This is a genomic window from Gymnodinialimonas sp., assembly GCF_059726805.1.
In genome coordinates this window covers 1700733-1721128 of record NZ_AP041059.1, presented here as the reverse complement: position 1 = coordinate 1721128, position 20396 = coordinate 1700733, and the positions used below count along the sequence as shown (strand labels likewise).

Annotated in this window: 24 protein-coding genes; 16 read left to right on the top strand and 8 right to left on the bottom strand. The window is 64.8% G+C overall.

Annotated features, from left to right (window positions below):
• The first annotated feature begins 5 nt into the window (after positions 1-5).
• Both AC6I9R_RS08490 and AC6I9R_RS08485 read left to right on the top strand, forming a co-directional pair.
• Positions 6-557: a carboxymuconolactone decarboxylase family protein gene (locus AC6I9R_RS08490; RefSeq protein ID WP_461425139.1), complete on the top strand. Its 552-nt coding sequence runs from the start codon at positions 6-8 to the stop codon at positions 555-557.
• A complete protein-coding gene (locus tag AC6I9R_RS08485; protein WP_461425138.1) occupies positions 554-1504 on the top strand; it encodes an SLAC1 anion channel family protein in 951 nt (316 codons plus the stop codon). Before AC6I9R_RS08490 ends, AC6I9R_RS08485 begins: the two co-directional genes overlap by 4 nt.
• Here the strand turns inward: AC6I9R_RS08485 and AC6I9R_RS08480 are convergent.
• The 3 genes from AC6I9R_RS08480 to AC6I9R_RS08470 all read right to left on the bottom strand — a co-directional run bounded on the left by AC6I9R_RS08480 (position 1501) and on the right by AC6I9R_RS08470 (position 4144).
• A complete protein-coding gene (locus AC6I9R_RS08480) occupies positions 1501-2163 on the bottom strand; it encodes an SOS response-associated peptidase (protein WP_461425137.1) in 663 nt (220 codons plus the stop codon). The genes AC6I9R_RS08485 and AC6I9R_RS08480 overlap by 4 nt on opposite strands.
• A 22-nt stretch (positions 2164-2185) precedes the next feature.
• Positions 2186-2353: a hypothetical protein gene (locus AC6I9R_RS08475; protein ID WP_201178946.1), complete on the bottom strand. Its 168-nt coding sequence runs from the start codon at positions 2351-2353 to the stop codon at positions 2186-2188.
• Between the two features lie 180 nt (positions 2354-2533).
• Positions 2534-4144: a bifunctional metallophosphatase/5'-nucleotidase gene (locus AC6I9R_RS08470; protein WP_461425136.1), complete on the bottom strand. Its 1611-nt coding sequence runs from the start codon at positions 4142-4144 to the stop codon at positions 2534-2536.
• 125 nt (positions 4145-4269) lie between these two features.
• On the opposite strand from AC6I9R_RS08470, the gene AC6I9R_RS08465 reads away from it, so the two are divergent.
• Together AC6I9R_RS08465 and AC6I9R_RS08460 are read left to right on the top strand one after the other, a co-directional pair.
• Positions 4270-4605 carry a DUF952 domain-containing protein gene (locus AC6I9R_RS08465; protein WP_461425135.1) on the top strand — a complete coding sequence of 112 codons (336 nt, stop codon included), beginning with the start codon at positions 4270-4272 and terminating at the stop codon, positions 4603-4605.
• A complete protein-coding gene (locus tag AC6I9R_RS08460) occupies positions 4606-5664 on the top strand; it encodes a quinone-dependent dihydroorotate dehydrogenase (RefSeq protein ID WP_461425134.1) in 1059 nt (352 codons plus the stop codon).
• Between the two features lie 79 nt (positions 5665-5743).
• Here the strand turns inward: AC6I9R_RS08460 and AC6I9R_RS08455 are convergent, their stop codons facing one another.
• The 3 genes from AC6I9R_RS08455 to AC6I9R_RS08445 are packed head-to-tail and all read right to left on the bottom strand — an operon-like array spanning position 5744 to position 8084.
• Complete coding sequence (locus AC6I9R_RS08455; RefSeq protein WP_461425133.1) at positions 5744-7078, bottom strand: MATE family efflux transporter; 1335 nt, start codon at positions 7076-7078, stop codon at positions 5744-5746.
• Positions 7079-7084: 6 nt separating this feature from the next.
• Positions 7085-7588: a PaaI family thioesterase gene (locus AC6I9R_RS08450; protein ID WP_461425132.1), complete on the bottom strand. Its 504-nt coding sequence runs from the start codon at positions 7586-7588 to the stop codon at positions 7085-7087.
• 4 nt (positions 7589-7592) lie between these two features.
• Positions 7593-8084: a PaaI family thioesterase gene (locus tag AC6I9R_RS08445; RefSeq protein ID WP_461425131.1), complete on the bottom strand. Its 492-nt coding sequence runs from the start codon at positions 8082-8084 to the stop codon at positions 7593-7595.
• A gap of 144 nt (positions 8085-8228) precedes the next feature.
• On the opposite strand from AC6I9R_RS08445, the gene AC6I9R_RS08440 reads away from it, so the two are divergent.
• Complete coding sequence (locus AC6I9R_RS08440; protein ID WP_461425130.1) at positions 8229-8594, top strand: MerR family transcriptional regulator; 366 nt, start codon at positions 8229-8231, stop codon at positions 8592-8594.
• Here AC6I9R_RS08440 and AC6I9R_RS08435 read toward each other — a convergent pair.
• Positions 8591-9802 carry a glycosyltransferase family 61 protein gene (locus AC6I9R_RS08435; RefSeq protein WP_461425129.1) on the bottom strand — a complete coding sequence of 404 codons (1212 nt, stop codon included), beginning with the start codon at positions 9800-9802 and terminating at the stop codon, positions 8591-8593. The genes AC6I9R_RS08440 and AC6I9R_RS08435 overlap by 4 nt on opposite strands.
• 280 nt (positions 9803-10082) lie before the next feature.
• Between AC6I9R_RS08435 and AC6I9R_RS08430 the strand changes: the two genes are divergently transcribed.
• The 11 genes from AC6I9R_RS08430 (at position 10083) to AC6I9R_RS08380 (ending at position 19591) form a co-directional block, all read left to right on the top strand.
• The gene (locus AC6I9R_RS08430; protein ID WP_461425128.1) at positions 10083-10472 is read left to right on the top strand and encodes a MerR family transcriptional regulator; all 390 of its coding nucleotides are present in this window, start codon (positions 10083-10085) and stop codon (positions 10470-10472) included.
• 29 nt (positions 10473-10501) lie between these two features.
• On the top strand, positions 10502-12277 hold the full coding sequence (locus AC6I9R_RS08425) for an acyl-CoA dehydrogenase C-terminal domain-containing protein (protein ID WP_461425127.1): 1776 nt from the start codon (positions 10502-10504) through the stop codon (positions 12275-12277).
• On the top strand, positions 12277-12486 hold the full coding sequence (locus tag AC6I9R_RS08420; RefSeq protein ID WP_461425126.1) for a hypothetical protein: 210 nt from the start codon (positions 12277-12279) through the stop codon (positions 12484-12486). The genes AC6I9R_RS08425 and AC6I9R_RS08420 overlap by 1 nt, the downstream gene beginning before the upstream one ends.
• The gene (locus AC6I9R_RS08415; protein ID WP_461425125.1) at positions 12486-12698 is read left to right on the top strand and encodes a hypothetical protein; all 213 of its coding nucleotides are present in this window, start codon (positions 12486-12488) and stop codon (positions 12696-12698) included. The genes AC6I9R_RS08420 and AC6I9R_RS08415 overlap by 1 nt, the downstream gene beginning before the upstream one ends.
• A gap of 92 nt (positions 12699-12790) precedes the next feature.
• Positions 12791-13420 carry a hypothetical protein gene (locus AC6I9R_RS08410; protein ID WP_497863090.1) on the top strand — a complete coding sequence of 210 codons (630 nt, stop codon included), beginning with the start codon at positions 12791-12793 and terminating at the stop codon, positions 13418-13420.
• The gene (locus tag AC6I9R_RS08405) at positions 13417-14037 is read left to right on the top strand and encodes a glutathione S-transferase family protein (protein ID WP_461425123.1); all 621 of its coding nucleotides are present in this window, start codon (positions 13417-13419) and stop codon (positions 14035-14037) included. The genes AC6I9R_RS08410 and AC6I9R_RS08405 overlap by 4 nt, the downstream gene beginning before the upstream one ends.
• 214 nt (positions 14038-14251) lie before the next feature.
• On the top strand, positions 14252-15463 hold the full coding sequence (locus AC6I9R_RS08400) for an acetyl-CoA C-acetyltransferase (RefSeq protein ID WP_461425122.1): 1212 nt from the start codon (positions 14252-14254) through the stop codon (positions 15461-15463).
• Between the two features lie 27 nt (positions 15464-15490).
• Positions 15491-15934 (top strand): hypothetical protein, encoded by a 444-nt coding sequence (locus AC6I9R_RS08395; protein WP_461425121.1) that lies wholly within the window; start codon positions 15491-15493, stop codon positions 15932-15934.
• A 13-nt stretch (positions 15935-15947) separates the two neighbouring features.
• Positions 15948-16889: a nuclear transport factor 2 family protein gene (locus tag AC6I9R_RS08390; protein WP_461425120.1), complete on the top strand. Its 942-nt coding sequence runs from the start codon at positions 15948-15950 to the stop codon at positions 16887-16889.
• Positions 16886-19087: a 3-hydroxyacyl-CoA dehydrogenase NAD-binding domain-containing protein gene (locus AC6I9R_RS08385; RefSeq protein WP_461425119.1), complete on the top strand. Its 2202-nt coding sequence runs from the start codon at positions 16886-16888 to the stop codon at positions 19085-19087. The genes AC6I9R_RS08390 and AC6I9R_RS08385 overlap by 4 nt, the downstream gene beginning before the upstream one ends.
• Positions 19088-19225: 138 nt before the next feature.
• On the top strand, positions 19226-19591 hold the full coding sequence (locus tag AC6I9R_RS08380; RefSeq protein WP_461425118.1) for a DUF2200 domain-containing protein: 366 nt from the start codon (positions 19226-19228) through the stop codon (positions 19589-19591).
• Between the two features lie 163 nt (positions 19592-19754).
• Here the strand turns inward: AC6I9R_RS08380 and AC6I9R_RS08375 are convergent, their stop codons facing one another.
• Positions 19755-20321, bottom strand: a complete 567-nt coding sequence (locus AC6I9R_RS08375) for a porin family protein (RefSeq protein WP_461425117.1) — start codon at positions 20319-20321, stop codon at positions 19755-19757.
• Positions 20322-20396: the final 75 nt, after the last annotated feature.

Sequence of the window (20396 nt, the reverse complement as noted above, 5' to 3'; positions counted from 1 at the left end):
CTTCGATGACCCTCCAGCCCCTTCCCGTCCCTGCCTGGCCCGAAGCGTTATCGGACCTTGTGGACACCTTCGCGGGCCGCCTGAACGTCTACCGCACCATGGCCCATCACCCGGCGCTAGTCCGAGCCTGGGCCGATCTGCGCCAGCATGTGGTCCTCGACAGCAGCCTGGGCCCCGCCCGGTCCGAGGTGGTGATCCTGCGGGCCGCGACGCGACTGAACTCGACCTACGAATGGGATCACCACGTCTCGCGCGCCCGCGCGATTGGCTTTGACGATGCCCGGATCGCGTCGCTCCGCGGCCCTCTGACCGCGATGGCGCCAGAGGATGCCACGATTGCCCTAGCCGTTGACGAAGTGACCGATGCAGCCCGCCTGTCGCCCGAGACGCTGGCGGATCTCACCGCGCTCACAGGCGCGCAGGGCGTGCTCGATCTCTTTGCGACGGTGGGCTTCTATTCCACCCTTGCGTTCATCGTGAACACCTATCACACGCCCCTTGACCGCGCCGTGGCCGATGAACTCGCGGCCCGCCCCCTCAAGGATCCGTCGCCATGACCCAAGCCCCCGACAGCAAACTGGCGCATCTGCCGATCAGCTTTTTCACCGTTCCGATGGGCGTGTTCGGCCTGTCGCTGGCTCTGGCCGCAGGCGGGCTTCGCACCGCTTCCCTTCTCATCGGCGGGCTCGGCTGCCTGGTGTTGGCGGTCCTCTTCATCGCGCTGGCCCTCAAGGCCGCCCGCCACCCCGCAGCCCTCAAGGCCGAGTGGTCGCATCCGATCAAGCTGGCGTTCTTCCCGGCAACCAGCATCGCCGTTCTGCTGATGGCGACGTTCCTTCTGGACCTCTCGCCCCAGGTTGCACGGCCAATCTGGCTCGTCGGCGCGGCGGCCCAGGGCGTGCTGACCTTGATCGTCATCTCTGCCTGGATCAGCCACCGCGCGTTTGGGCCGGGGCAGCTGTCACCAGCATGGTTCATCCCCGCCGTCGGCAACCTGATGGCGCCCCTGGGCGGCCAGGCGCTGGGGTATCCGGGGCTCAGCTGGTATTTCTTCGCTGTCGGCCTGCTGTTCTGGATCGTGCTGCTGACACTGGTGTTCAACCGCTTGATTTTCCACGACCCTTTACCGGGAAAGCTGCAGCCAACGATCGTGATCCTCATCGCCCCCCCGGCCCTGGCATTCCTCGGCTGGGTGGGGTTCAACGGGGGCGCAATCGACCCGGCGGCATATCTGTTCATCAGCCTCGGCTACTTCTTCGCCGCCCTCGTGGCGCTGCAACTGCCTGCGCTCCTGAAGCTGCCCTTCGCCCTGTCCTTCTGGGCGCTCTCATTCCCTTTGGCCGCGCTTACCGTGGCGAGCTTCCGCTTCGCCGCGCTGGCGGACTCCGCCCTTCACCAAGGCATCGGCTACGTGCTGCTTGCGGGCCTGACCCTCGCCATCGCGGTCCTTGCCGTACGGACCACGCGCGCGGCAATCTCAGGCGCGCTGTTCCAGCCGGACTAGGCGGCCAAGGGCTCAATCAACTCCGCGCCGGACGCCCGGTTGGAGTTTACCGTTCGTTCAACCCGCCAACGCTGGTATGTGCCCTCGGCTGCGGCCCGCATCAGCGGCGCGGCCTTGGCATCGGTCTCTCCCAGCCAGGCTGCCCAATCCTCTTCTGCCAGCACGACAGGCTCTCGGTGGTGAGTCTCCGACATCCAATCCGACGCGCCGGTCGTGACAATGGCGCAGGTCGCCTGCGGCTCCTCTCGGCCCCACATCTGCCAAATCCCCGCAAAAACCAGCGGCGCGCCACCGGGGCGTGAGAAATACCACGGCAGCCGCGCGTCATCCTCACCCTTGGTCCATTCATAGAACCCCGTCGCGGCAATCAGGCAGCGACGGTCGCGCGCGGCGGCGCGGAAGGCGGGCTTTTCGGCAATCGTCTCGGCCCGTGCGTTGATCAGCAGCGGGCCGCCGTTGGGCTTCTTGTACCAATGGGGGATAAAGCCCCAGCGCATCGGGCGCAGCGCCCGCCCGGCGTCAGAGGCGGTCACAACCCCCACCGCATTGGTGGGGCAGATGTTGTAATTGGGCGGCTGGGGAAGGTCGTTGGACGGCGCAGCCCCAAACAGCTGCGCCATCGCGTCATTGGGATGGGTCATGGTCATGCGGCCACACATGGGCCCCATTAAACCCTGTTGCTTACTTGCCGTAAACGGTCCGGTAGGCAATCTCATGGGCGTCGCCCGGGAAGATGCCCAGATCTTCCACGGCAAGGCGCGTGGGCATCGCGGAAATCTCGGCGACGGTGCGGTTGTAAGCGGCGCGTTTTTGAGCGGCGACGCGCAGGTTCGTGAAGATCGAGGCCATGGTGCAACTCCTGTGCTTGATGTGGCTTCCGTTGTCTTGACCCCAATATGTTAGCGCCAACATTTTTCACCAGCCCCGATTTCGGAAGACCCGCCTTGCACGTTTTGCATGGCACAAAAAAACCGGCGCAAGATTGCCTCGCGCCGGTTCAATTCGCTTAAAATTCAGGCTTTTAGCGGATTACTCCGCCTCGGCAATCCGCCCGTCGGTGTAGGGCATATAGGGGCTGTTGGCGCCGACGTAGTCGGCCACCACCTGCTCCAGACCGGGGCCGAAGTCATAGGCGTTCATGCCGTTCTCGGCGAACATGGAATAGCCATCGCCGCCGCCGCGCATGAAGTCGTTGGACACAACGCCGTAGACTTCTTCCGCGTCAATCGCGACCCAGCCATCTGCCGTTTCCAGCTCGGCCGAAACGATGCGGCTGCCGGGATCGGCGGCGGGGTTCCAGGTGTAGCGCATGCCCGAGACCTGGGGGAAGCGACCCGCGCCGTCCTCAACCTCGCTCACGCCGTTCTCCAGCGCGGCCATCACGTCCGCCCCGGTCAGCTGGAACGTCGACAGGGCGTTCTGGAACGGCAGGACGGTGAAGATCTCCCCCATCGTGACCTCGCCGCCGTCGATGGAGGCCCGCAGGCCGCCGCCGTTCTGGATCGCGATCTGGATGCCCTGCTCGCGCACCCGCTCCAGCATGGCGTCGGCCACCAGGTTGCCCATGGAGCATTCCATGACCCGGCAGACCGACCGGTCGCCTTCGATCATCTCGGCAGTCTCGCCGATGACATTGGCCATCGTCTCTTCAATCGGACCGCCTAGCTCGGCCACACGGGCCGCGATATCGGCGTCCGGCGTCACAGAAGCATCCAGCAGCATCGTGTCGCCCTGGGCGAAGATCACCTCGCCCGCGTCGTCAAAGGTCACCTCCAGATGGCCCAGGTATTTCGAATAGGCATAGGCCTGCACGATCGGCACCATGGTGCCCTCGGGGTTGGAGATCCACAGCGGATAGGGCTGGTCGCGGTCCGGATCGCTGGCGCTGAACAGCGTGTGCGAATGCCCGCCCACGATCACGTCGATGCCACTCACGGCTTCGGCAATGCGGATGTCATCGGGCGTACCCACGTGGGTCAGCGCGATGATGATGCCGACGCCTGCCTCGGTCAGCGCGTCAACATCGGCCTGCAGCGCCGCGATCTCGTCTTCGAAGATCACGTTCTCACCGGGCGAGGAGGTCTCGACCGTATCCACGGCCAGCGCGCTGATCACGCCCACCTGGGTGCCGTCGACATCCAGCACCACGTGATCCAGCAGCAGATCCGCCACCGCAGGCTCTGCGCTGACATCAAGGTTGCCCGCGATCACCGGGAAGCTCACCTGCTCCAGGAACCGCGCGAAACCCTCGGGGCCATTGTTCCACTCGTGGTTGCCCGACGCCATGACGTCGAACCCGATGGCCTCCATGAACTCAGCCGCCGCGTCGCCCTGGTAGGTGGTGAACATCAGCGAACCCTGGAACTGGTCGCCCGCGTCCATCACCAGCACGTTCTCGCCCTCGGCCTCCAGCTCGCCGCGCAGGGTGTTGATCGCCGTGGCAATCCGCGCCACGCCGCCAAAGCACTCGCCCGCCGCGTCGTCTTCGGCGTTACACGTCGAATCGAAGCGGTTGATCGGCTGGATGCGGCTGTGAAGGTCGTTGATATGCAACAGATGCAGCGTCGTGTCAGCGCTGACAGGCGCTGCCATGGATAGGCCTGCGATCATCGCAGTGGAGCCCAGAATACGAGCAAGCATAAGTAATCTCCCCAAGGTTATCGTTGAACTGACACCAGCTTGGCGTCGCCTCGCGCCCAAGTAAAGCCGCTAGATGTCGCCCGCATGACACTTGACGCCACGGCGCGTGCGGGGGAAATGACCCCATGCTGATTTACAAGATATTGCGCGCGGAGGAATGGGCCGCGCTGGAAGCCGCCGGAGAGACCCCGGGCGCGCCCATCGACATGGCCGACGGCTATGTGCATTTCTCCACCGCCGCGCAGGCGGCAGAGACGGCGGCGAAATATTTCGCCGAAGTCGACGGTCTGATTCTCGCCGCCCTGGACGCCGATGCCCTCGGCCCCGCCCTGAAGTGGGAGGCCTCGCGCGGCGGCGCGCTTTTCCCCCACCTCTACGGGCCCCTGCGCCGCGCCGACGTGCTCTGGCACGCGCCGCTGCCCTTTGCGGGCGGGGCCCATGTGTTCCCGAAAGACATGTAGATGCTGGAGAAACTCGGCCTCCCCCTCCTGCGCCGCCTGGATCCAGAGCGGGCCCACGGCCTTGCCCTCAAGGCCCTGCAAAACGGCTTTGGGCCCACGGGTGGCGCCTATACCTCGACCCGCCTCGCCACGGATCTGGCGGGCATGGCCCTGCCCAATCCCATCGGCCTCGCCGCGGGTTTCGACAAGAACGCCGAGGTTATGGGCCCCCTGCAACAGGCGGGCTTTGGCTTCATCGAGGTGGGCGCCGCGACGCCCCGCGCCCAGCCCGGCAACCCCAAGCCCCGTCTGTTCCGGCTGAGCGAGGACCAAGCCGCGATCAACCGTTTCGGCTTCAACAATGACGGCGCCGACGCCATCGCCGCGCGCCTGGAAGACTTCCCGCGCCGCATCCCCGTGGGCCTCAACCTCGGCGCCAACAAAGACAGCGCGGACCGCGAGGCGGATTTCGCCCAGGTCTTCCTCACCTGCGCGCCATTCATCGATTTCGCCACCATCAACGTGTCCTCCCCCAACACCGAGAAATTGCGCGATCTGCAAGGCAAAGCGGCGCTTCGCCAAATAATCGAGCAGGTCGATGCCGCCCGCACCGATACCCCCAACGGCGCAACCGTCGCCCTGTTCCTCAAGATCGCCCCCGATCTGTCAGAGGCCGAGCTGGCCGACATCGCCGAGGTCGCGCTGGACAGCCCGTTGCAGGGCATCATCGCCACCAACACCACGCTGGACCGCGACGGCCTCAAAAGCCGCCACGCGGGTGAGGCAGGCGGCCTCTCCGGCCAGCCCCTGTTCGAGAAATCAACCCGCGCGCTCGCGCGCCTGCACCATCTGACTGAGGGCAACCTGCCCCTTATCGGCGTCGGCGGCGTGGCCTCGGCGGAACAGGCCTATGCCAAGATCCTGGCGGGCGCCTCTGCGGTGCAGCTCTATACCGGGCTCGTCTATGGTGGCCTCTCGATGGTCACCAAGATCGTCAAAGGCGTCGATGCCCGCCTGCAACGCGACGGCTTCGCGAATGTCTCGGACGCGGTCGGCACGGGCACGGAGGACTGGCTGTAACTCCGCCTCGGCTAGGACGCCGGGCCAAAATACCGCACAGACCCCTCCCTTTCATCTTGCCAAAAAAACTCAAAAAACCTCAGCCCGCCCCGCGCTCCAACGCCGGGTAGCGTGCGCCCAAGGTGACGCCGCGCGCGGCAAACGACGTCAACAGCGCCGCCCAAACCCCGTGGTTGCCGAACGCCGGGATCAGCACCAAGGCCGCCCCCACATAGATGCAGGCGCTCAGGATCATCATGTTGCGCATGTCGCGCCCCCGTGCTGCGCCGATGAAAATCCCGTCCAGCATCCAGGCCGCACAGCCCACCAGGGGCGCAAGCGCCATCCACGGCAGGAACACCCGCGCCGCCGCCTGCACCTCCGTGTCCTTGGCCAGCAGATCAATCAACCACGGCCCGCCGAGCCAGAACGCCGCCCCCATCGCGCCGCAAATCCCCAACCCCCAGAGTGACGTCAGCACCGCGGACCGCCGCACGCGGCCGGGGTCGCGCCGACCATAGGCGCGTGCGATCAGCGTCTCGGCGGCGAAGGCGAAACCGTCCATGGCGTAGGCCGTCAGATAGAGGAACTGGATCAGCACCTCATTGGCCGCCAGCGTCACATCGCCGAATTGCGCGCCCAGAAAGGTGAAAGAGGTGAACATCGCCACCAACAGCGCCGATCGGATCAGGATATCGACGTTCAAAAGCGCCATTTTCACCAGCCGCGCGCGCTCAAAGACCCGCGGCCAATCGCGCCAGGCGGGCCGCGCGAAGGCGCTGCGGCAAAACCACAGGCCCACCCCCGCCCCGACGATCTCGGCCAGCGCCGAGGAGAGCGCCACGCCTTCAACGCCCCAGCCAAATCCCAGCACGAACAGGAAATTCATCGCGATGTTCAGGCTGTTCATGATCAACTGAACCGCAAAGACCGCCCCCGTGCGTTCCTGGGCGATCAGCCATCCGGTCAGCGCAAAGACCGCAATCGCAAAGGGCGCGGTCCAGATCCGGATGAACAGATACTCCTTGGCCAGCGCCTCGACCTCGGGCGTTGTGGGCTCCCACGAGAATGCCGCCCAGATGATCACCGGATAAAGCGCGATCAACAGCGTGCCGCCGACGCCCGCAATCATCAGCGCGCGTGTCAGAATGGCCGAGACCTCCGCCCGGTCCCCCGCCCCCTCCGCCTGGCCCACAAGGCCCACCGTGCCCATGCGCAGGAAACCGAAGATCCAGAACACGCTCGACAATATGATCGCGCCGATGCCCACGGCCCCAATCGGCGCGGCCTCGCCCATCTGCCCCACCACGCCGACATCGACGATGCCCAGAAGCGGCACCGTCGCGTTCGAGACGACGATGGGAAGCGCGATCTTCAGAACGCGCTTGTGGGTCAGGGGTCTGGGGGGCGTGCTGGCGTCCGCTGGCGTTTGCATCGCGCGCTACCGGTCAGGCATCAGGAAATGTCCCGTGCCCTGGGCGAAAAGCCGTTGGCGGTTGTCCTGCCAGGCCTCCACATGGACGCTGGCGTAGCGCCGCCCGGATCGGTTCACCCGCGCCCGCGCATAGGCATCACGCGGCAGCCCGGTGCGCAGGTAGTCGACGGTAAAATCAATCGTCTTGGGCATGCGCGGCAGTGTCTCGGGCGTCAGCGTGTCGGCATCCAGCCGACCCGTCTCGATCTCGTCCCACAGCAGATGAAACCCCAACTCCATGATCGCCGCGACCTCCAGGAACGAGGCCGTGGCCCCGCCGTGGATCGCCGGCAGCATCGGGTTGCCGATCAGCTTGTCGTGGTAATTCAGCACCGCTGTCAGCTCATCGCCGCGCCGGTCAAAGGTGATCCCCATGGTCGCGATATAGGGCACGCCCGCGATCAACGCCTGCAGCGCGCGGTCGCGGCGTTCCTTGATAACCTCGACGGGTTCCGGGGGCCGACGCACCATCCCCTCAGCCCCCCGCCGCGTCTTTTGACTGTGCGGCATCCGCCACATCTTTTATGTCCGTGGCACCGGCCACGGTAAACGCACCGGTCGCTGCCGCAACCGGGCGCTCCATATCGGCATCAAACGCCTCGGCCCGAATGAACGCGACCGAGCGGGTCACGTGATAGCAATGGGCCCGCGCTGTGATCCGGTCACCGGGGCTGGCGGGGCGCATGTAGTCAATGCGCAGATCAAGCGTCGCGGTGGCCGATTTGGCGGCGGGATGGCTCATCACCGCCGCGCCGCCGCAGGTGTCCATCAGGGCCGAGACCGCGCCACCATGGATCACACCCGTCGCCGGATCGCCCACGAGCGCTTCGGAATAGGGCATGGAGATCACCGCGTGGCCATCGCCCATCTCTTCCATTTCCATCTGCAAGGCCTTGGAAAACGGCAGTTCTTCCATGAACCGCCGCACGGCCCTCGCCATGCCATCCGTTTGTGTCTTATCCGCCATGGGACCCCTCTTGCGACAGCGCCCCCTAGGTGTCGCGCCGCCGCAGGGGGGACGCAAGGGGTTTTACTTAACATCCCCGCCAACACGCGGCATACTAAAGTGACGTTACGTAACGCGATGGTTCAGGAAGCAGGACGCAAGGACATGTCAGAGGCCCGCCTCGATTTCAAACAGATGTGCGCGCGCTTCGACGTGACCCCGCGCACCCTGCGCCATTATGAGTATATCGAGCTTCTGTCCCCTACCCGCGAAGGCCGCGCGCGGTTCTATGGCCCGCGCGAGGTCGCGCGCATGACCCTGATCCTGCGCGGACGCCGCTTCGGCTTCTCGCTCGAAGACATCCGCCAATGGCTGGAGATCTATGACCGGGGCGAGGGCTGGGAAGGCCAGCGCGATGTCTGGATCGCCAAGGCCGACGCCCAGCTGGAAGAGCTACGCGCGCGCCGCACCGAGCTGGACGAAATCATCGCCGAGCTGAAGTCCCTGCGCGACGCCTCGGTGGCAACCTAAAGCGCCTCCAGCACATCCTCGATCTCCACCCGCCAGGCCTCTTCCCCGGCCACGGGGCGGCCAAACACCGGCGTATAGGCCAGCTCGCGCCGCGCCGCGATCATCGCGAAGGTCATCGTGCCTTTCTGCGGGTTGAACACCTCGACCAGCCGCGTGCCCGGCCGCGCACCGATCAGCCAGGTCAAGGCCGCCCCGTGCGGGGCCACGACGCAGTCGGCCTGCGCCAGGGTCGCCAGGCGATCGGCGTCGCTCAGCGTTTCCATGTGCAGGCACACGAAACCCCGCGCCTCCAACGCCGCTTGCAGCTCGGCCTCATTGGTCAATCTGCGCCGCGCCGCCGTGCTTCGCGACAGGTAGACCTTCGGCCCCCGCCCGGTGCCGCGCTCGGCCACCCGCCCGGCGGCGGCGGCCATCTGCGCCAGGATATGCGGATCACAATAGTGGAACGGATGGGCATGGCTGCTGGCCCCCAGCGCGTCACTGCACAGGATCAGCTCTTCGACCTGGTAAATCGTGTCAGGCTGCGCGATGGGGAACCGCGGGTCCAGCGATGCCTGCATCGCCTCTGCGGCGGACGCAGGAGAGCCGGGCTGGTAAATCGCCTCGGGTGCGATCCCCACCGTGTCGCGCAGGATCAACGCGCGGGTCAGGTGATCGGCGATCCCATGGGCCGGGTTGGCGGGGCTATGACAATCGCCGCAATAGGCCATGGTCTTGACCGGCACGACCTGGTCCGCCGCCCAGCGGCGCGCCATGGCAGGCCCCGGCAAGGCGGTGCTTTGCGCATCAACCTTCGTGCCCTGCAAGATGCAGAACCGATCGCCGCGATGGGCGAACAACACGTCGCGGTAGGTGTGCAGCTGCAATTTGCGCGGCGGCCACGCCCCGCCCAAGTAGAGCCGCGAGATCTTGGGCGCCGCCGCAAACGGATCCCGCAGGCTGTCAGGCAGCAGGCCAACGGGGCGGTCGACATCCGCCAACTCCACACATAGATCGGCCTCTTGCAGGTCCGCCAGATGCGCCCAGCGCGGCTGATCCGCGATCAGCGGCAACACCAGAGAGGGGCGGTTGAACGGATGCGGCGCGATGCCCGCCATCTCGCCGCGTAGCCAGTTGATCGGGGCCAGGAACAGGAAATATCCCGGCGGCACGTCGCCCACCACCTCTGCGGTCAGGGCCAGGGCCCGCTTGGCCGCCTCACTCAACATGCCGCATTCAACGCTATGGTCCCTTCGCCTGCGCCGCCCCCCGGGCCGCGCGGGCGAAAGCTACCCCGCACCCTGCCCGGCAGCAAGACGCCAACAGATGAAGGGCCCAAAGCGCTTTGCAAAAGTTGCGCGTGACCTAGCGTCAACTTACTTAACCTTTCGTCAGCCCCGAAATGACGCAACGTCGAAGTTACGTAAGCGTAATCACTGCTTGTACGGTAAGCCAACGACTCGCACATGGGGGCAATGTTGAATGTTTGATCATAGTGAGACCCTAGCCATGACCACTGAAACCATGACCATCCGCGAGATGTGTGACGCCTTCGACGTCACGCCGCGCACCCTGCGCTTCTACGAATCCAAGGAACTCCTCTACCCGATCCGGGAAGGCCAGCGCCGCCTGTTCACCCGCCGCGACCGCGCGCGCCTGAAGCTGATCCTGCGCGGCAAGCGCTTTGGCTTCTCGCTGGAAGAAATCCGCCAGTTGCTGGACCTCTACTATGTCGGCGACAGCCAGGAGACGCAGCTGGTCAGCACACTTTCCATCGCCCGTGATCGCCTCAGCGACATGGAACGCCAACGCGCCGAGCTGGATGAAGCAATCGACGAGCTGCGCAACCAGATGAGCCTTGTGGCCGATATGCTCACAGGCCGCGTGTCCGCAGCCTAACCCCAACACCACCGCCGGAGAGACCCCAGATGCCGAGCTACACCCCGCCCACGAAAGACATGCAATTCCTGCTGCATGATGTGCTGAACGTCTCTGCGCAGGCGACGCCCGGCTACGGCGATCTGGACCGCGACTTCACCGCCGCGATCCTGGGCGAGGCGGGCAAGATTGCCGCTGAAGTTCTGACGCCGCTCAACGCCGTCGGCGATACCGAGGGTTGCGTGATGGACAACGGCGTCGTGCGCACGCCCACAGGCTTCAAGGCGGCCTTTGACGAGACGCGCGAAGGCGGCTGGCCCGGCATCGACATGCCTGAACAATACGGCGGCATGGGCCTGCCCTACGTGATGAACACCGCGACCGGTGAGATGTTCTCAGCCGCCAACCAGGCCTTCACCATGTACCACGGCCTGACCCATGGTGCGGCCTCCGCGATCCTGGCCCACGGCACGGATCAGCAGAAGGACACCTATCTGCCCAAGATGATCTCTTGCGACTGGACCGGCACCATGAACCTGACGGAGCCCCATTGCGGCACCGACCTGGGCCTGATGCGCACCAAGGCCGAGCCCCAGGGCGATGGCTCCTACAAGATCTCGGGCCAGAAGATCTTCATCTCCGCCGGCGAACACGACATGGCCGACAACATCGTCCACCTTGTGTTGGGCAAGATCGTCGGCGGGCCTGAGGGGATCAAAGGCGTGTCACTGTTCATCGTCCCGAAGTTCCTGGTGAACGAAGACGGCAGCCTCGGCGCGCGCAATGGCGTGTCCTGCGGCAAGATCGAAGAGAAGATGGGCATCCACGGCAACTCCACCTGCGTCATGAACTACGACGAGGCGACCGGGTATCTTCTGGGCGAAGAGCACAAGGGCATGCGCGCCATGTTCACCATGATGAACGAGGCCCGCCTGGGCGTCGGCATGCAGGGTCTGGCCCAGGCCGAGGTCGCCTATCAGAACGCGTTGGAATACGCCAAGGACCGCCTGCAAGGCCGTGCCGTGACGGGCGATGAAAACCCCGACGGCCCCGCCGATCCGCTGATCGTCCACCCCGACATCCGCCGCAACCTGATGGAGCAGAAAAGCTTCGCCGAGGGCGGGCGCGCCTTCCTGCTCTGGGGCTCCTCGCTGATCGACGCGGCGCATCGCGCCGAAGACGCTGACGCCGATGGCCTGATCTCGCTGCTGACGCCCGTCATCAAGGGCTTCCTGACCGACAAGGGCTTCGACATGACCGTCCAGGCCCAACAGGTCTTCGGCGGCCACGGCTACATCGAAGAATGGGGCATGTCCCAATACGTCCGCGATGCCCGCATCGCGATGATCTATGAAGGCGCCAACGGCGTGCAGGCGCTGGATCTCGTGGGCCGCAAGCTGGCGCAAGACGGCGGCAAACACGTCATGGCCTTCTTCGATCTGGTCAAAGGCTTCTGCAAAGAGAATGCAGAGGTCGAGGGGATGGAAGAGTTCATCGCTCCCCTCAAAGCCGCCTCCAAGGATCTGCAAGCCGCGGGCATGTATTTCATGGCCGAAGGCATGAAAAACCCCAACAACGCGCTTTCGGGCTCTACCGACTTCATGCACCTCTTCGGCCACACCTGCCTGGGCCTGATGTGGGCGATGATGGCCAAGGCCTCGCTTAAGGCGCTGGCCGACGGCACCTCGGACCCGGTCTTCCATGAGACCAAGCTGGCGACGGGCCGCTTCTACATGAACCGCACCCTGCCCCTGACCGCGATGCACCTGACGCGCATCCAGGCCGGCGGCACGGACGTCATGGCGCTGGACGCGGCCCACTTCTGATGACCCGGCAGCGACGGACCCTTTGGCTGGGGCTCGTGATCCTGATCACGGGCCTCGGCTGGACCCTCTGGGCGTGGTCCGTCCAGCTCGCGGAAATGCACCTCAGCGCCTCGGAACGCACCCGGACGCTTCTGGAAGTCGCAATGATCTTTAACACCGCGGGTTTATTGGCCATCATCGCCTCACGTTTCATACGGGAGGATCCCTGATGCCCAAACGCCTGCGCCTGACACGCCGCACCAACATCGCCACCACCGAAGACGCCTACCGTAAGCTGCGCGGCCTCTCCAAAGAAGCGGGCCTGGATGAAGGCGAGTTCCTGTCCTTCGTGTTCGAGAACTGGGGCAGCGTGATCAACGAAGAGAAATTCATCGCCCGCATCCGGATCTTCAACTCGGAACTTGAGGACCGGAAGCGATGATCCGCACCGCCGCCGCTCCCCTCCTCCTAATCGCGCTCGCCCCCCTGCCCGCCCCGGCGCAGTCTGGCTTCGTCTTTGGCGAGCCCCCCACCATGACCAACGCCCCCCGCGCGTTGGAGATCTTCGCCCATATCGAAGGCTACGCCGAGTTCACCCCGGACCGCCACGGCACCCCGACCCAACCATTACCCACAACCCTCGGCACCGACCTGGTGATGCGCATCTTCCGCAACACCTGCCTCGGCGCCGAACGCGGTCTGCCCCACGACGCCATCACGCCCCAAGGCTTCGCCCCCTACGAGACCCTGCCCTATTCCTTCGGCGACGTGACCGCACCAAACGACGGCCAGGGCAGCCACGTCCTGTCCTCGACCGGCTCCATCGACGCCGATGAGGAAATCGGCCACCCGTTCATCTGGCTGACGCCAGAGCCCACCGGCATGACCTGCCGGGTCGAATGGCACATGGGGCCCGACCTGCCGGAAGACGCGCAAGCCGCCATCGCCAGCTACCTCGACGGCTGGGTGCCCTGGGCCTTCGCGCTGGTCCACGCCGCCGCTCCCTACCTGGGCACAACGACCCCGCCCTCCCATGTGGCGGAATGGGACCGCCCCTGTGGCGACCGCTGGTGCCCCATGGTGGTGCTCTACAGCTTCTCGGGCGGCTACATGACCATCGAGACCACCCTCAACATCACCGACATCCAAGGGGACCGCCCATGACCAACACGCTCTATTGCTTTGGCGAAAGCGGCAACGCCTACAAGGCCGCCCTGGCCCTGGAACTCGCGGGCGTCCCCTGGCAAGCCGCCCATGTGGATTTCTTCAAGGGCGAAACCCGCACGCCCGAATTCCGCGCCCTCAACCCGATGGGGGAGATCCCCGTGCTCGACGCAAACGGCGAAGTCATGACCCAATCCGCCGTCATCCAACACTGGGTGATGGAAACGACGGGCAAGCTGACCGGCGACACGCCCCGCAACCTCCTGCGCTGGACGATCTTCGACAATCAGAAGGTCTCTGGCGTCGCAGGCCCCCTGCGGTTCCTGATGAACTTCCTGCCCGAGGAAAAGCGCAACGCCGATGTCATCGCCTTCCACGCCGCCCGCCTGAAGGCCTCGCTCCAGATCCTCGACGGCGAACTCAGCCAGCGCGACTGGCTGGCAGGCGACGCGCTCAGCTGCGCCGATATCTCCTGCGCCGGATACCTCTTCTACGACGAACCCTTCACCTTCACCCGCGCCGACTACCCCGCCATCGACGCCTGGCTGACCCGCATCAGCGACACGCCCGGCTGGAAGCACCCCTATGACCTGATGGCGCGCGCGTTCCCCGCATGACCCACGCCCCCGCCCCTTTTCCCCTGGCCATGGCAGCTGCGATTGCGCCCCGTCCTGCGGATAGCACGTCAGCCATCCCCCTTGCGGATCACCGCCCACACCCCAATGTGACACACGCCCCGGTTGCGGGCGTGCCCGATGCATTCCCATATACAGACAAGAACCGGCGCGCCTTTCCCCTATCCTGGCGGCGCCCGCGACACGGAGACCACCCATGACAGACGCCTACATCTATGACGCAATCCGCACCCCGCGCGGCAAAGGCCGCCGCGACGGCGCCTTGCATGAGGTCACATCGGCCCGCCTCTCCGCCTTCACGCTGAACACGTTGAAGGAGCGGAACGGCTTGGAAGGCCACGCCGTCGAAGACGTGATCTGGGGCAATGTCACCCAGGTGATGGAGCAAGGCGGCTGCCTGGCCCGCGCCGCCGTGCTGGCCTCCGACCTTGATGAGAGCATCCCCGGCCTTGCCATCAACCGCTTCTGTGCGAGCGGTCTGGAGGCCGTGAACCTCGCCGCCAACCAGGTGCGCGGCGGCGCCGGTGACGGCTATATCGCAGGCGGGGTCGAGATGATGGGCCGCGTCGCCATGGGCTCTGACGGTGCCGCGATGGCCGTCGACCCACAGCTTGCCATGGACAGCTACTTCGTGCCCCAGGGCATCTCCGCCGATATCATCGCCACGGAATACGGCTTCTCCCGCGATGAGGTCGACGCCTATTCCGTGGAATCCCAGAACCGCGCAGCGGCCGCCTGGGCCGACAACCGCTTCGGCAAATCGGTGATCACCGTGAAGGACCAGAACGGCCTCACGATCCTCGACCGTGACGAATACATGCGCCCGCAGACAGACATGCAGTCCCTCGGTGCCTTGAAGCCCGCCTTCAAGGACATGGGCGAAGCGATGCCCGGTTTCGATGCCGTGGCCCTGATGAAATACCCGCATCTGGAGGCGATTAATCATATCCACCACGCGGGCAATTCCTCGGGCATCGTCGACGGTGCCGCCGCCGTTCTGGTCGGCAACAAGGAGTTCGGCGAGAAATGGGGCCTGAAACCCCGCGCCCGCATCCGCGCCAACGCCAAGATCGGCACTGATCCCACGATCAACCTCACTGGCCCCGTGCCGGTGACCGAGAAGATCCTGGCCGAGAATGGCATGGCCATCGGCGACATCGACCTTTTCGAGGTGAATGAGGCTTTCGCCGCCGTCGTCCTGCGCTTCCTTCAGGCCTTTGACGTCGACCACGCCAAGGTCAACGTGAACGGCGGTGCCATCGCCATGGGCCACCCCCTGGGGGCCACCGGCGCGATGATCCTCGGCACGCTTCTCGATGAGATGGAGCGCGCGGACAAGGAAACCGGCCTCGCGACGCTTTGCGTGGCCGCCGGCATGGGCTCAGCCACCATCCTGGAACGCGTGTAACAGGCAGCGATCAGGAGAGTTGAGCCCATGAGCGCATCCGCCATCACGATCTATCAGGAGTTCCTCGACGATATGGGCGAGGCTTTGATCAGCCGTGACGCAGACGCGTTCGTGCGGCGCATCTTCCTGCCCCACGCCATCATCACGGAAGACGACACGGTGGAATTCGACACGCGCGCAGCCGCCCGGCAGCATTTCGAGGGGTTTTCCGGCGCCCTCGCCGCCCAGGGCGTGGACGATTACACCCGCGTCGCGCGTGCGGCTCGGTTTGAAAGCGACACCCATATCGTCGGCCAGCACGACAGCTTCATGTCCTCGGGCGGCAAGCTGGTGGTCCCCCCGTTCTCCAACGAGATGGAGATCATCCTGCGCGACGGCATCTGGGGGGCCACGAAAATTCAGCACAAGGCGCGCTACGTCAAATGGCCCCACGTGCTGCCCCGGTCCAGCGGAGCCTCCAATGCCGATTGAAGTCCCCGCCCCCATGCCCGACCCCCACACGATCTACCAGGAATGGCTGGATGTGACCTCTGCCGCCCTGATCACGGGCGATGTGGAAGGGCTGGTGAGCCGCATCGCAATGCCCTTCATCATGCGCACCAGCACCGCCGAAATGGTGCTGGAAAACCCCGACGACCTGCGCAGCGACACCCGCAACGTCGTCCAGGCCCTGAAAAGCCTGCAGGTCACCCACTACATCCGCCTCGTCAAACAGGCCCGCTACCTGGGCGAGGACACGATCGAGGGCTGGCACACGACATACGTCCTGCGCCACGCCGCCTCCGTCACGCCCGCCTACGCCAACCGCATGATCATGCGCCGCATCGACGGCGAGTGGAAAGTGACCGAGGCCGATCACGAGCTGTCCGACAACCGCCTTCCCCTGACGCTCCTGCGCTCTGCCCCCGGCAGTTTCGAGCGTAAATGGGCCGCGGCCAAATCCAACATCAGCGCCACCCACGCCCGGGCCGAACCGATCTACCAGGTGTTCATCGATTCCATGAGCGAGGCCGTGAATACCCGGGATTTCGACACCTGGGCCGCCCATTACACCTTCCCCCACGACATCCACTACGATGCCACCGATCACGTCGCCAAGGCCCCCGACGACGTTCGCGCCTTCTTCGAGATGTTGCTCGAACACATGCAGATCACCGGCGCAGACCGGATGATCCGCACCGCCCGCTACGCCGAATTCCTCTCCGATGACCGGATCTTCGGCTACCACACGACCGTTCTTGCCAAGGGCGATGAGACCGTCTTTGGCCCCGTCAAAAGCCGCATGATGCTGACCTTCACCCAAGGTCAGTGGAAATGCAGCTCTGTCACCAATTCCCTGTCGCACCAAACCCCGTCAGAGGCCGAGTTCAAGCTCTCGCCCAATCTGCCGACGATGCGAGAGATCCAAGAAAGGATGCGCAAATGAGCGATTTTACCATGGAGGTCGACGCCCAGGGCGTCGCCGTGATCACCTGGGATGTCCCCGGCAAATCGATGAACGTGCTGGCGCGCGAGGCGTTTGACACCTGCGAACAACTCGTCGACCAGGCGCTCGCCGACGACGCCGTCAAGGGCATCGTCATCACCTCGGGCAAATCCACCTTCGCGGGTGGCATGGACCTCAACGTCCTGGCCTCGATCCGCGCGGAATCCGGCGACAACCCCGCCGAGGGGCTCTTCAACTTCACCATGAACGGCCACCGTATCCTGCGCAAAATCGAACGCGCCGGCATGGAGCCCAAGACCAACAAGGGCGGCAAACCCATCGCCTGCGCCATCACCGGCACCTGTGCGGGCATTGGCACCGAGATCGCGCTGTCCTGCCACCGCCGCTTCATGGCCGACAATCCCAAGGCCAAGATCGGCCTGCCCGAGATTCTCGTGGGCCTCTTCCCCGGCGCGGGCGGCACCACCCGCTATTCCCGCATGGTCGGCGCCATGGCTGCCGCTCCCGTCCTGCTCGAAGGCCGGATGCTCGACCCCAAGAAAGCCAAAGGCGCGAGCCTCATCGACGAAGTCGTCGCCCCCGACGACCTCCTGCAAGCCGCCAAGGATTGGGTCCTCTCCGCCACCCCCGCCGACATCGTCAAACCCTGGGACGCCAAGGGCTTCAAAATGCCCGGCGGCGCCCCCTACCACCCCGCCGGTTTCATGACCTTCGTCGGCGCCTCCGCCATGATCCACGGCAAGACCAAGGGCGTCTACCCGGCGGCCAAGGCGCTGCTCTCGGCCATCTACGAAGGCGCGCTCGTGGACTTCGACACCGCCCTGAAGATCGAGGCGCGGTATTTCACCCAGATCCTAATGAACCCCTCCTCGTCTGCGATGATCCGCTCCCTCTTCCTCAACAAGGAAGCGCTGGAGAAGGGCGCCAACCGCCCGCAAGTCCCTGACCAGACAGTGCAAAAAGTCGGCATCCTCGGCGCGGGCATGATGGGCGCTGGCATCGCCTATGTCTCGGCCCTCGCAGGGATCGAGGTCGTGCTGATCGACGCCGCCCAAGCCTCCGCCGACAAGGGCAAAGCCCACGCCGAAGGCATCCTCGACAAGGGAATGGCCCGCAAAAAGGTAACGGCAGAGAAGAAGGAACAGGTCCTCTCCCGCATCACCGCCACGACCGACTACGACGCGCTACAAGGCTGCGATCTGATCGTCGAAGCGGTGTTTGAGGACCCGAAGGTGAAGGCCGAAGTCACCGCAAAAGCCGAGGCTGCGATGCTCGACACCGGCATCTTCGCCACCAACACCTCCACTCTGCCGATCACGATGCTCGCAAAAGCCTCCAGCCGGGCCGAGCAATTCATCGGCATCCACTTCTTCTCTCCGGTGGACAAGATGGCCCTGGTCGAGATCATCAAGGGCAAGCAAACCGGCGATGTCGCCGTCGCCAAGGCCCTCGATTTCGTCCGCCAGATCCGCAAGACCCCCATCGTCGTCGACGACGCGCGCTTCTTCTACGCCAACCGCTGCATCCTGCCGTATGTCAACGAAGGCGTGCGCATGTTGCAGGAGGGCGTCGCGCCTGCGCTGATCGAGAATGCCGCCAAACTCGTCGGCATGCCGCTGGGTCCGCTGCAACTCACCGACGAGACCTCCATCGACCTCGGCGCCAAGATCGCGCGGGCCACCAAGGCGGGCGACCCGGATTACGACGACACAACGGACGAGCTGATCTTCTGGATGGAAGAGGAAGGCCGCCTCGGCCGCAAGGCCAACGCGGGCTTCTATGCCTATGACGACAAAGGAAAACGTCAGGGCCTCTGGGATGGTCTCGGCGCGCGCTACACCGTGGCGGGCGAGCAACCCGAGCTGACCGAGGTCCAGCACCGCCTGCTCTTTGCCCAGGTGCTAGAGGCCGTGCGCGCGTTGGAAGACGGCGTGCTCATGGACATCCGCGAAGGCGATGTCGGCGCCATCCTCGGCTGGGGCTTCGCGCCCTGGTCCGGTGGGCCTTTCAGCTGGCTCGACATCCTCGGCACGCCCTACGCGGCGGAACGCTGCGACCAGTTGGAAGCCAAATTCGGCCCCCGCTTCGCCTGCCCCGCCCTCCTGCGCGAAATGGCCGAAAAGGGCCAAAGCTTCTATGGCCGGTTTGGTGAAGGCCCCGCCGCGCATGCGGCATAAGTGAAAAGCAAATAGCAAGGCCGCCTAAGGCACCACACGTCTGCATGGATCACGCCCTGCCCCCCAAGGGGTCAGGGCGTTTTCTTTGGGATCGCCCTGGGCCGTGCTATGAAACAGCCACCCACCCCGGAGGAGCCCATGGCCTCACAAAGCGCCACCCGCGATACCTTCGCCAAAATGTCCTTCGCGAAGATCTATCCCCTCTACGTCAACAAGGTTGAGAAGAAGGGGCGCACCAAGGACGATCTGCACAGGGTCATCACCTGGCTCACCGGCCTAGATGACGTGGAGATCCAGGGCCTCATCGAGGAAAACGCCACCTTCGAGACCCTCTTTGACCGCGCCACCCTCAACCTCAACGCGGGTCTGATCAAAGGCCTCATCTGCGGCACCCGCGTCGAAGAGATCGAGGATGAGTTCATTCAAAAGTGCCGCTACCTCGACAAGTTGGTCGACGAATTGGCACGCGGCAAACGTATGGAGTCGATCCTGCGAAAGGCCTGAACCGGCGGCTCCGTGCCTGCTGACAAGCCGCCGTCAAACCCCATTTGCCGCACAAGAACCCCCACCCCGACACTACGGTTGTGGGGTGGAGATTCTTCTATAAGAATACATAATGCCTATTTATCAGGGGCTTAAGCCTTTGCTCAAGCTTGAGCACACCCGATCAGAACCGATACGCCGCCCCGATTCCGAAGGACGTCACGCTCACATCCTGGCCCGAGAAATTGTCCAGGTTCGTCCGCGTCACATCGGCGCCGATCATGATATCCTCGTTCAGCATGTAATCCGCCCCGATCGCAAAGTAGGACCCGAACTCCGACTGTCGGCTATTGGCCGCATTCGTCATCACCCCGAAGGTCTGCCCGACCCCGCCCGTGACCAGGACCGGCCCCAGATCGTAGCCAATCTCGATGCCCGCGCGCACCAGCACATCCAGCGTCGGATCCGGCGTGGCGGCAGGGATCAAAGGCTCCACCCCGACATTGCCGAACACCGCCGAGCCGGTCGCGCCCAGAACCACGTCACCCAGATCAAAGCGGTAGCCGCCAAAGACCCCGACCATGGCGCCAGAGCCCTCATTCAGGGCCACGCCCGCGGTGCTGTCGATATCGACGGAAGCGATCTCAAGCTGGCCCCCGGCGTAAAAGCCGGTCCAGTCGGTACTCTGTGCGGTAGCCGGGGCAGCGACACCCACCAAGGCCACGCACGCGAAAGCGCGGAAGAACTGCATATTTGCCTCATGTGTTTTATTCGTTTTGATTGTGGATAAGTCTGCACGATTGCGCCGCACAACACAATTGGCCGT

Excerpts from the sequence above, each read along its gene's own strand:
- AC6I9R_RS08490 (WP_461425139.1), top strand. The coding sequence starts at position 6 with ATGACCCTCCAGCCCCTTCCCGTCCCTGCCTGGCCCGAAGCGTTATCG.
- AC6I9R_RS08485 (WP_461425138.1), top strand. The coding sequence starts at position 554 with ATGACCCAAGCCCCCGACAGCAAACTGGCGCATCTGCCGATCAGCTTT.
- AC6I9R_RS08480 (WP_461425137.1), bottom strand. The coding sequence starts at position 2,163 with ATGTGTGGCCGCATGACCATGACCCATCCCAATGACGCGATGGCGCAG.
- AC6I9R_RS08475 (WP_201178946.1), bottom strand. The coding sequence starts at position 2,353 with ATGGCCTCGATCTTCACGAACCTGCGCGTCGCCGCTCAAAAACGCGCC.
- AC6I9R_RS08470 (WP_461425136.1), bottom strand. The coding sequence starts at position 4,144 with ATGCTTGCTCGTATTCTGGGCTCCACTGCGATGATCGCAGGCCTATCC.
- AC6I9R_RS08465 (WP_461425135.1), top strand. The coding sequence starts at position 4,270 with ATGCTGATTTACAAGATATTGCGCGCGGAGGAATGGGCCGCGCTGGAA.
- AC6I9R_RS08460 (WP_461425134.1), top strand. The coding sequence starts at position 4,606 with ATGCTGGAGAAACTCGGCCTCCCCCTCCTGCGCCGCCTGGATCCAGAG.
- AC6I9R_RS08455 (WP_461425133.1), bottom strand. The coding sequence starts at position 7,078 with ATGCAAACGCCAGCGGACGCCAGCACGCCCCCCAGACCCCTGACCCAC.
- AC6I9R_RS08450 (WP_461425132.1), bottom strand. The coding sequence starts at position 7,588 with ATGGTGCGTCGGCCCCCGGAACCCGTCGAGGTTATCAAGGAACGCCGC.
- AC6I9R_RS08445 (WP_461425131.1), bottom strand. The coding sequence starts at position 8,084 with ATGGCGGATAAGACACAAACGGATGGCATGGCGAGGGCCGTGCGGCGG.
- AC6I9R_RS08440 (WP_461425130.1), top strand. The coding sequence starts at position 8,229 with ATGTCAGAGGCCCGCCTCGATTTCAAACAGATGTGCGCGCGCTTCGAC.
- AC6I9R_RS08435 (WP_461425129.1), bottom strand. The coding sequence starts at position 9,802 with ATGTTGAGTGAGGCGGCCAAGCGGGCCCTGGCCCTGACCGCAGAGGTG.
- AC6I9R_RS08430 (WP_461425128.1), top strand. The coding sequence starts at position 10,083 with ATGACCACTGAAACCATGACCATCCGCGAGATGTGTGACGCCTTCGAC.
- AC6I9R_RS08425 (WP_461425127.1), top strand. The coding sequence starts at position 10,502 with ATGCCGAGCTACACCCCGCCCACGAAAGACATGCAATTCCTGCTGCAT.
- AC6I9R_RS08420 (WP_461425126.1), top strand. The coding sequence starts at position 12,277 with ATGACCCGGCAGCGACGGACCCTTTGGCTGGGGCTCGTGATCCTGATC.
- AC6I9R_RS08415 (WP_461425125.1), top strand. The coding sequence starts at position 12,486 with ATGCCCAAACGCCTGCGCCTGACACGCCGCACCAACATCGCCACCACC.
- AC6I9R_RS08410 (WP_497863090.1), top strand. The coding sequence starts at position 12,791 with ATGACCAACGCCCCCCGCGCGTTGGAGATCTTCGCCCATATCGAAGGC.
- AC6I9R_RS08405 (WP_461425123.1), top strand. The coding sequence starts at position 13,417 with ATGACCAACACGCTCTATTGCTTTGGCGAAAGCGGCAACGCCTACAAG.
- AC6I9R_RS08400 (WP_461425122.1), top strand. The coding sequence starts at position 14,252 with ATGACAGACGCCTACATCTATGACGCAATCCGCACCCCGCGCGGCAAA.
- AC6I9R_RS08395 (WP_461425121.1), top strand. The coding sequence starts at position 15,491 with ATGAGCGCATCCGCCATCACGATCTATCAGGAGTTCCTCGACGATATG.
- AC6I9R_RS08390 (WP_461425120.1), top strand. The coding sequence starts at position 15,948 with ATGCCCGACCCCCACACGATCTACCAGGAATGGCTGGATGTGACCTCT.
- AC6I9R_RS08385 (WP_461425119.1), top strand. The coding sequence starts at position 16,886 with ATGAGCGATTTTACCATGGAGGTCGACGCCCAGGGCGTCGCCGTGATC.
- AC6I9R_RS08380 (WP_461425118.1), top strand. The coding sequence starts at position 19,226 with ATGGCCTCACAAAGCGCCACCCGCGATACCTTCGCCAAAATGTCCTTC.
- AC6I9R_RS08375 (WP_461425117.1), bottom strand. The coding sequence starts at position 20,321 with ATGCAGTTCTTCCGCGCTTTCGCGTGCGTGGCCTTGGTGGGTGTCGCT.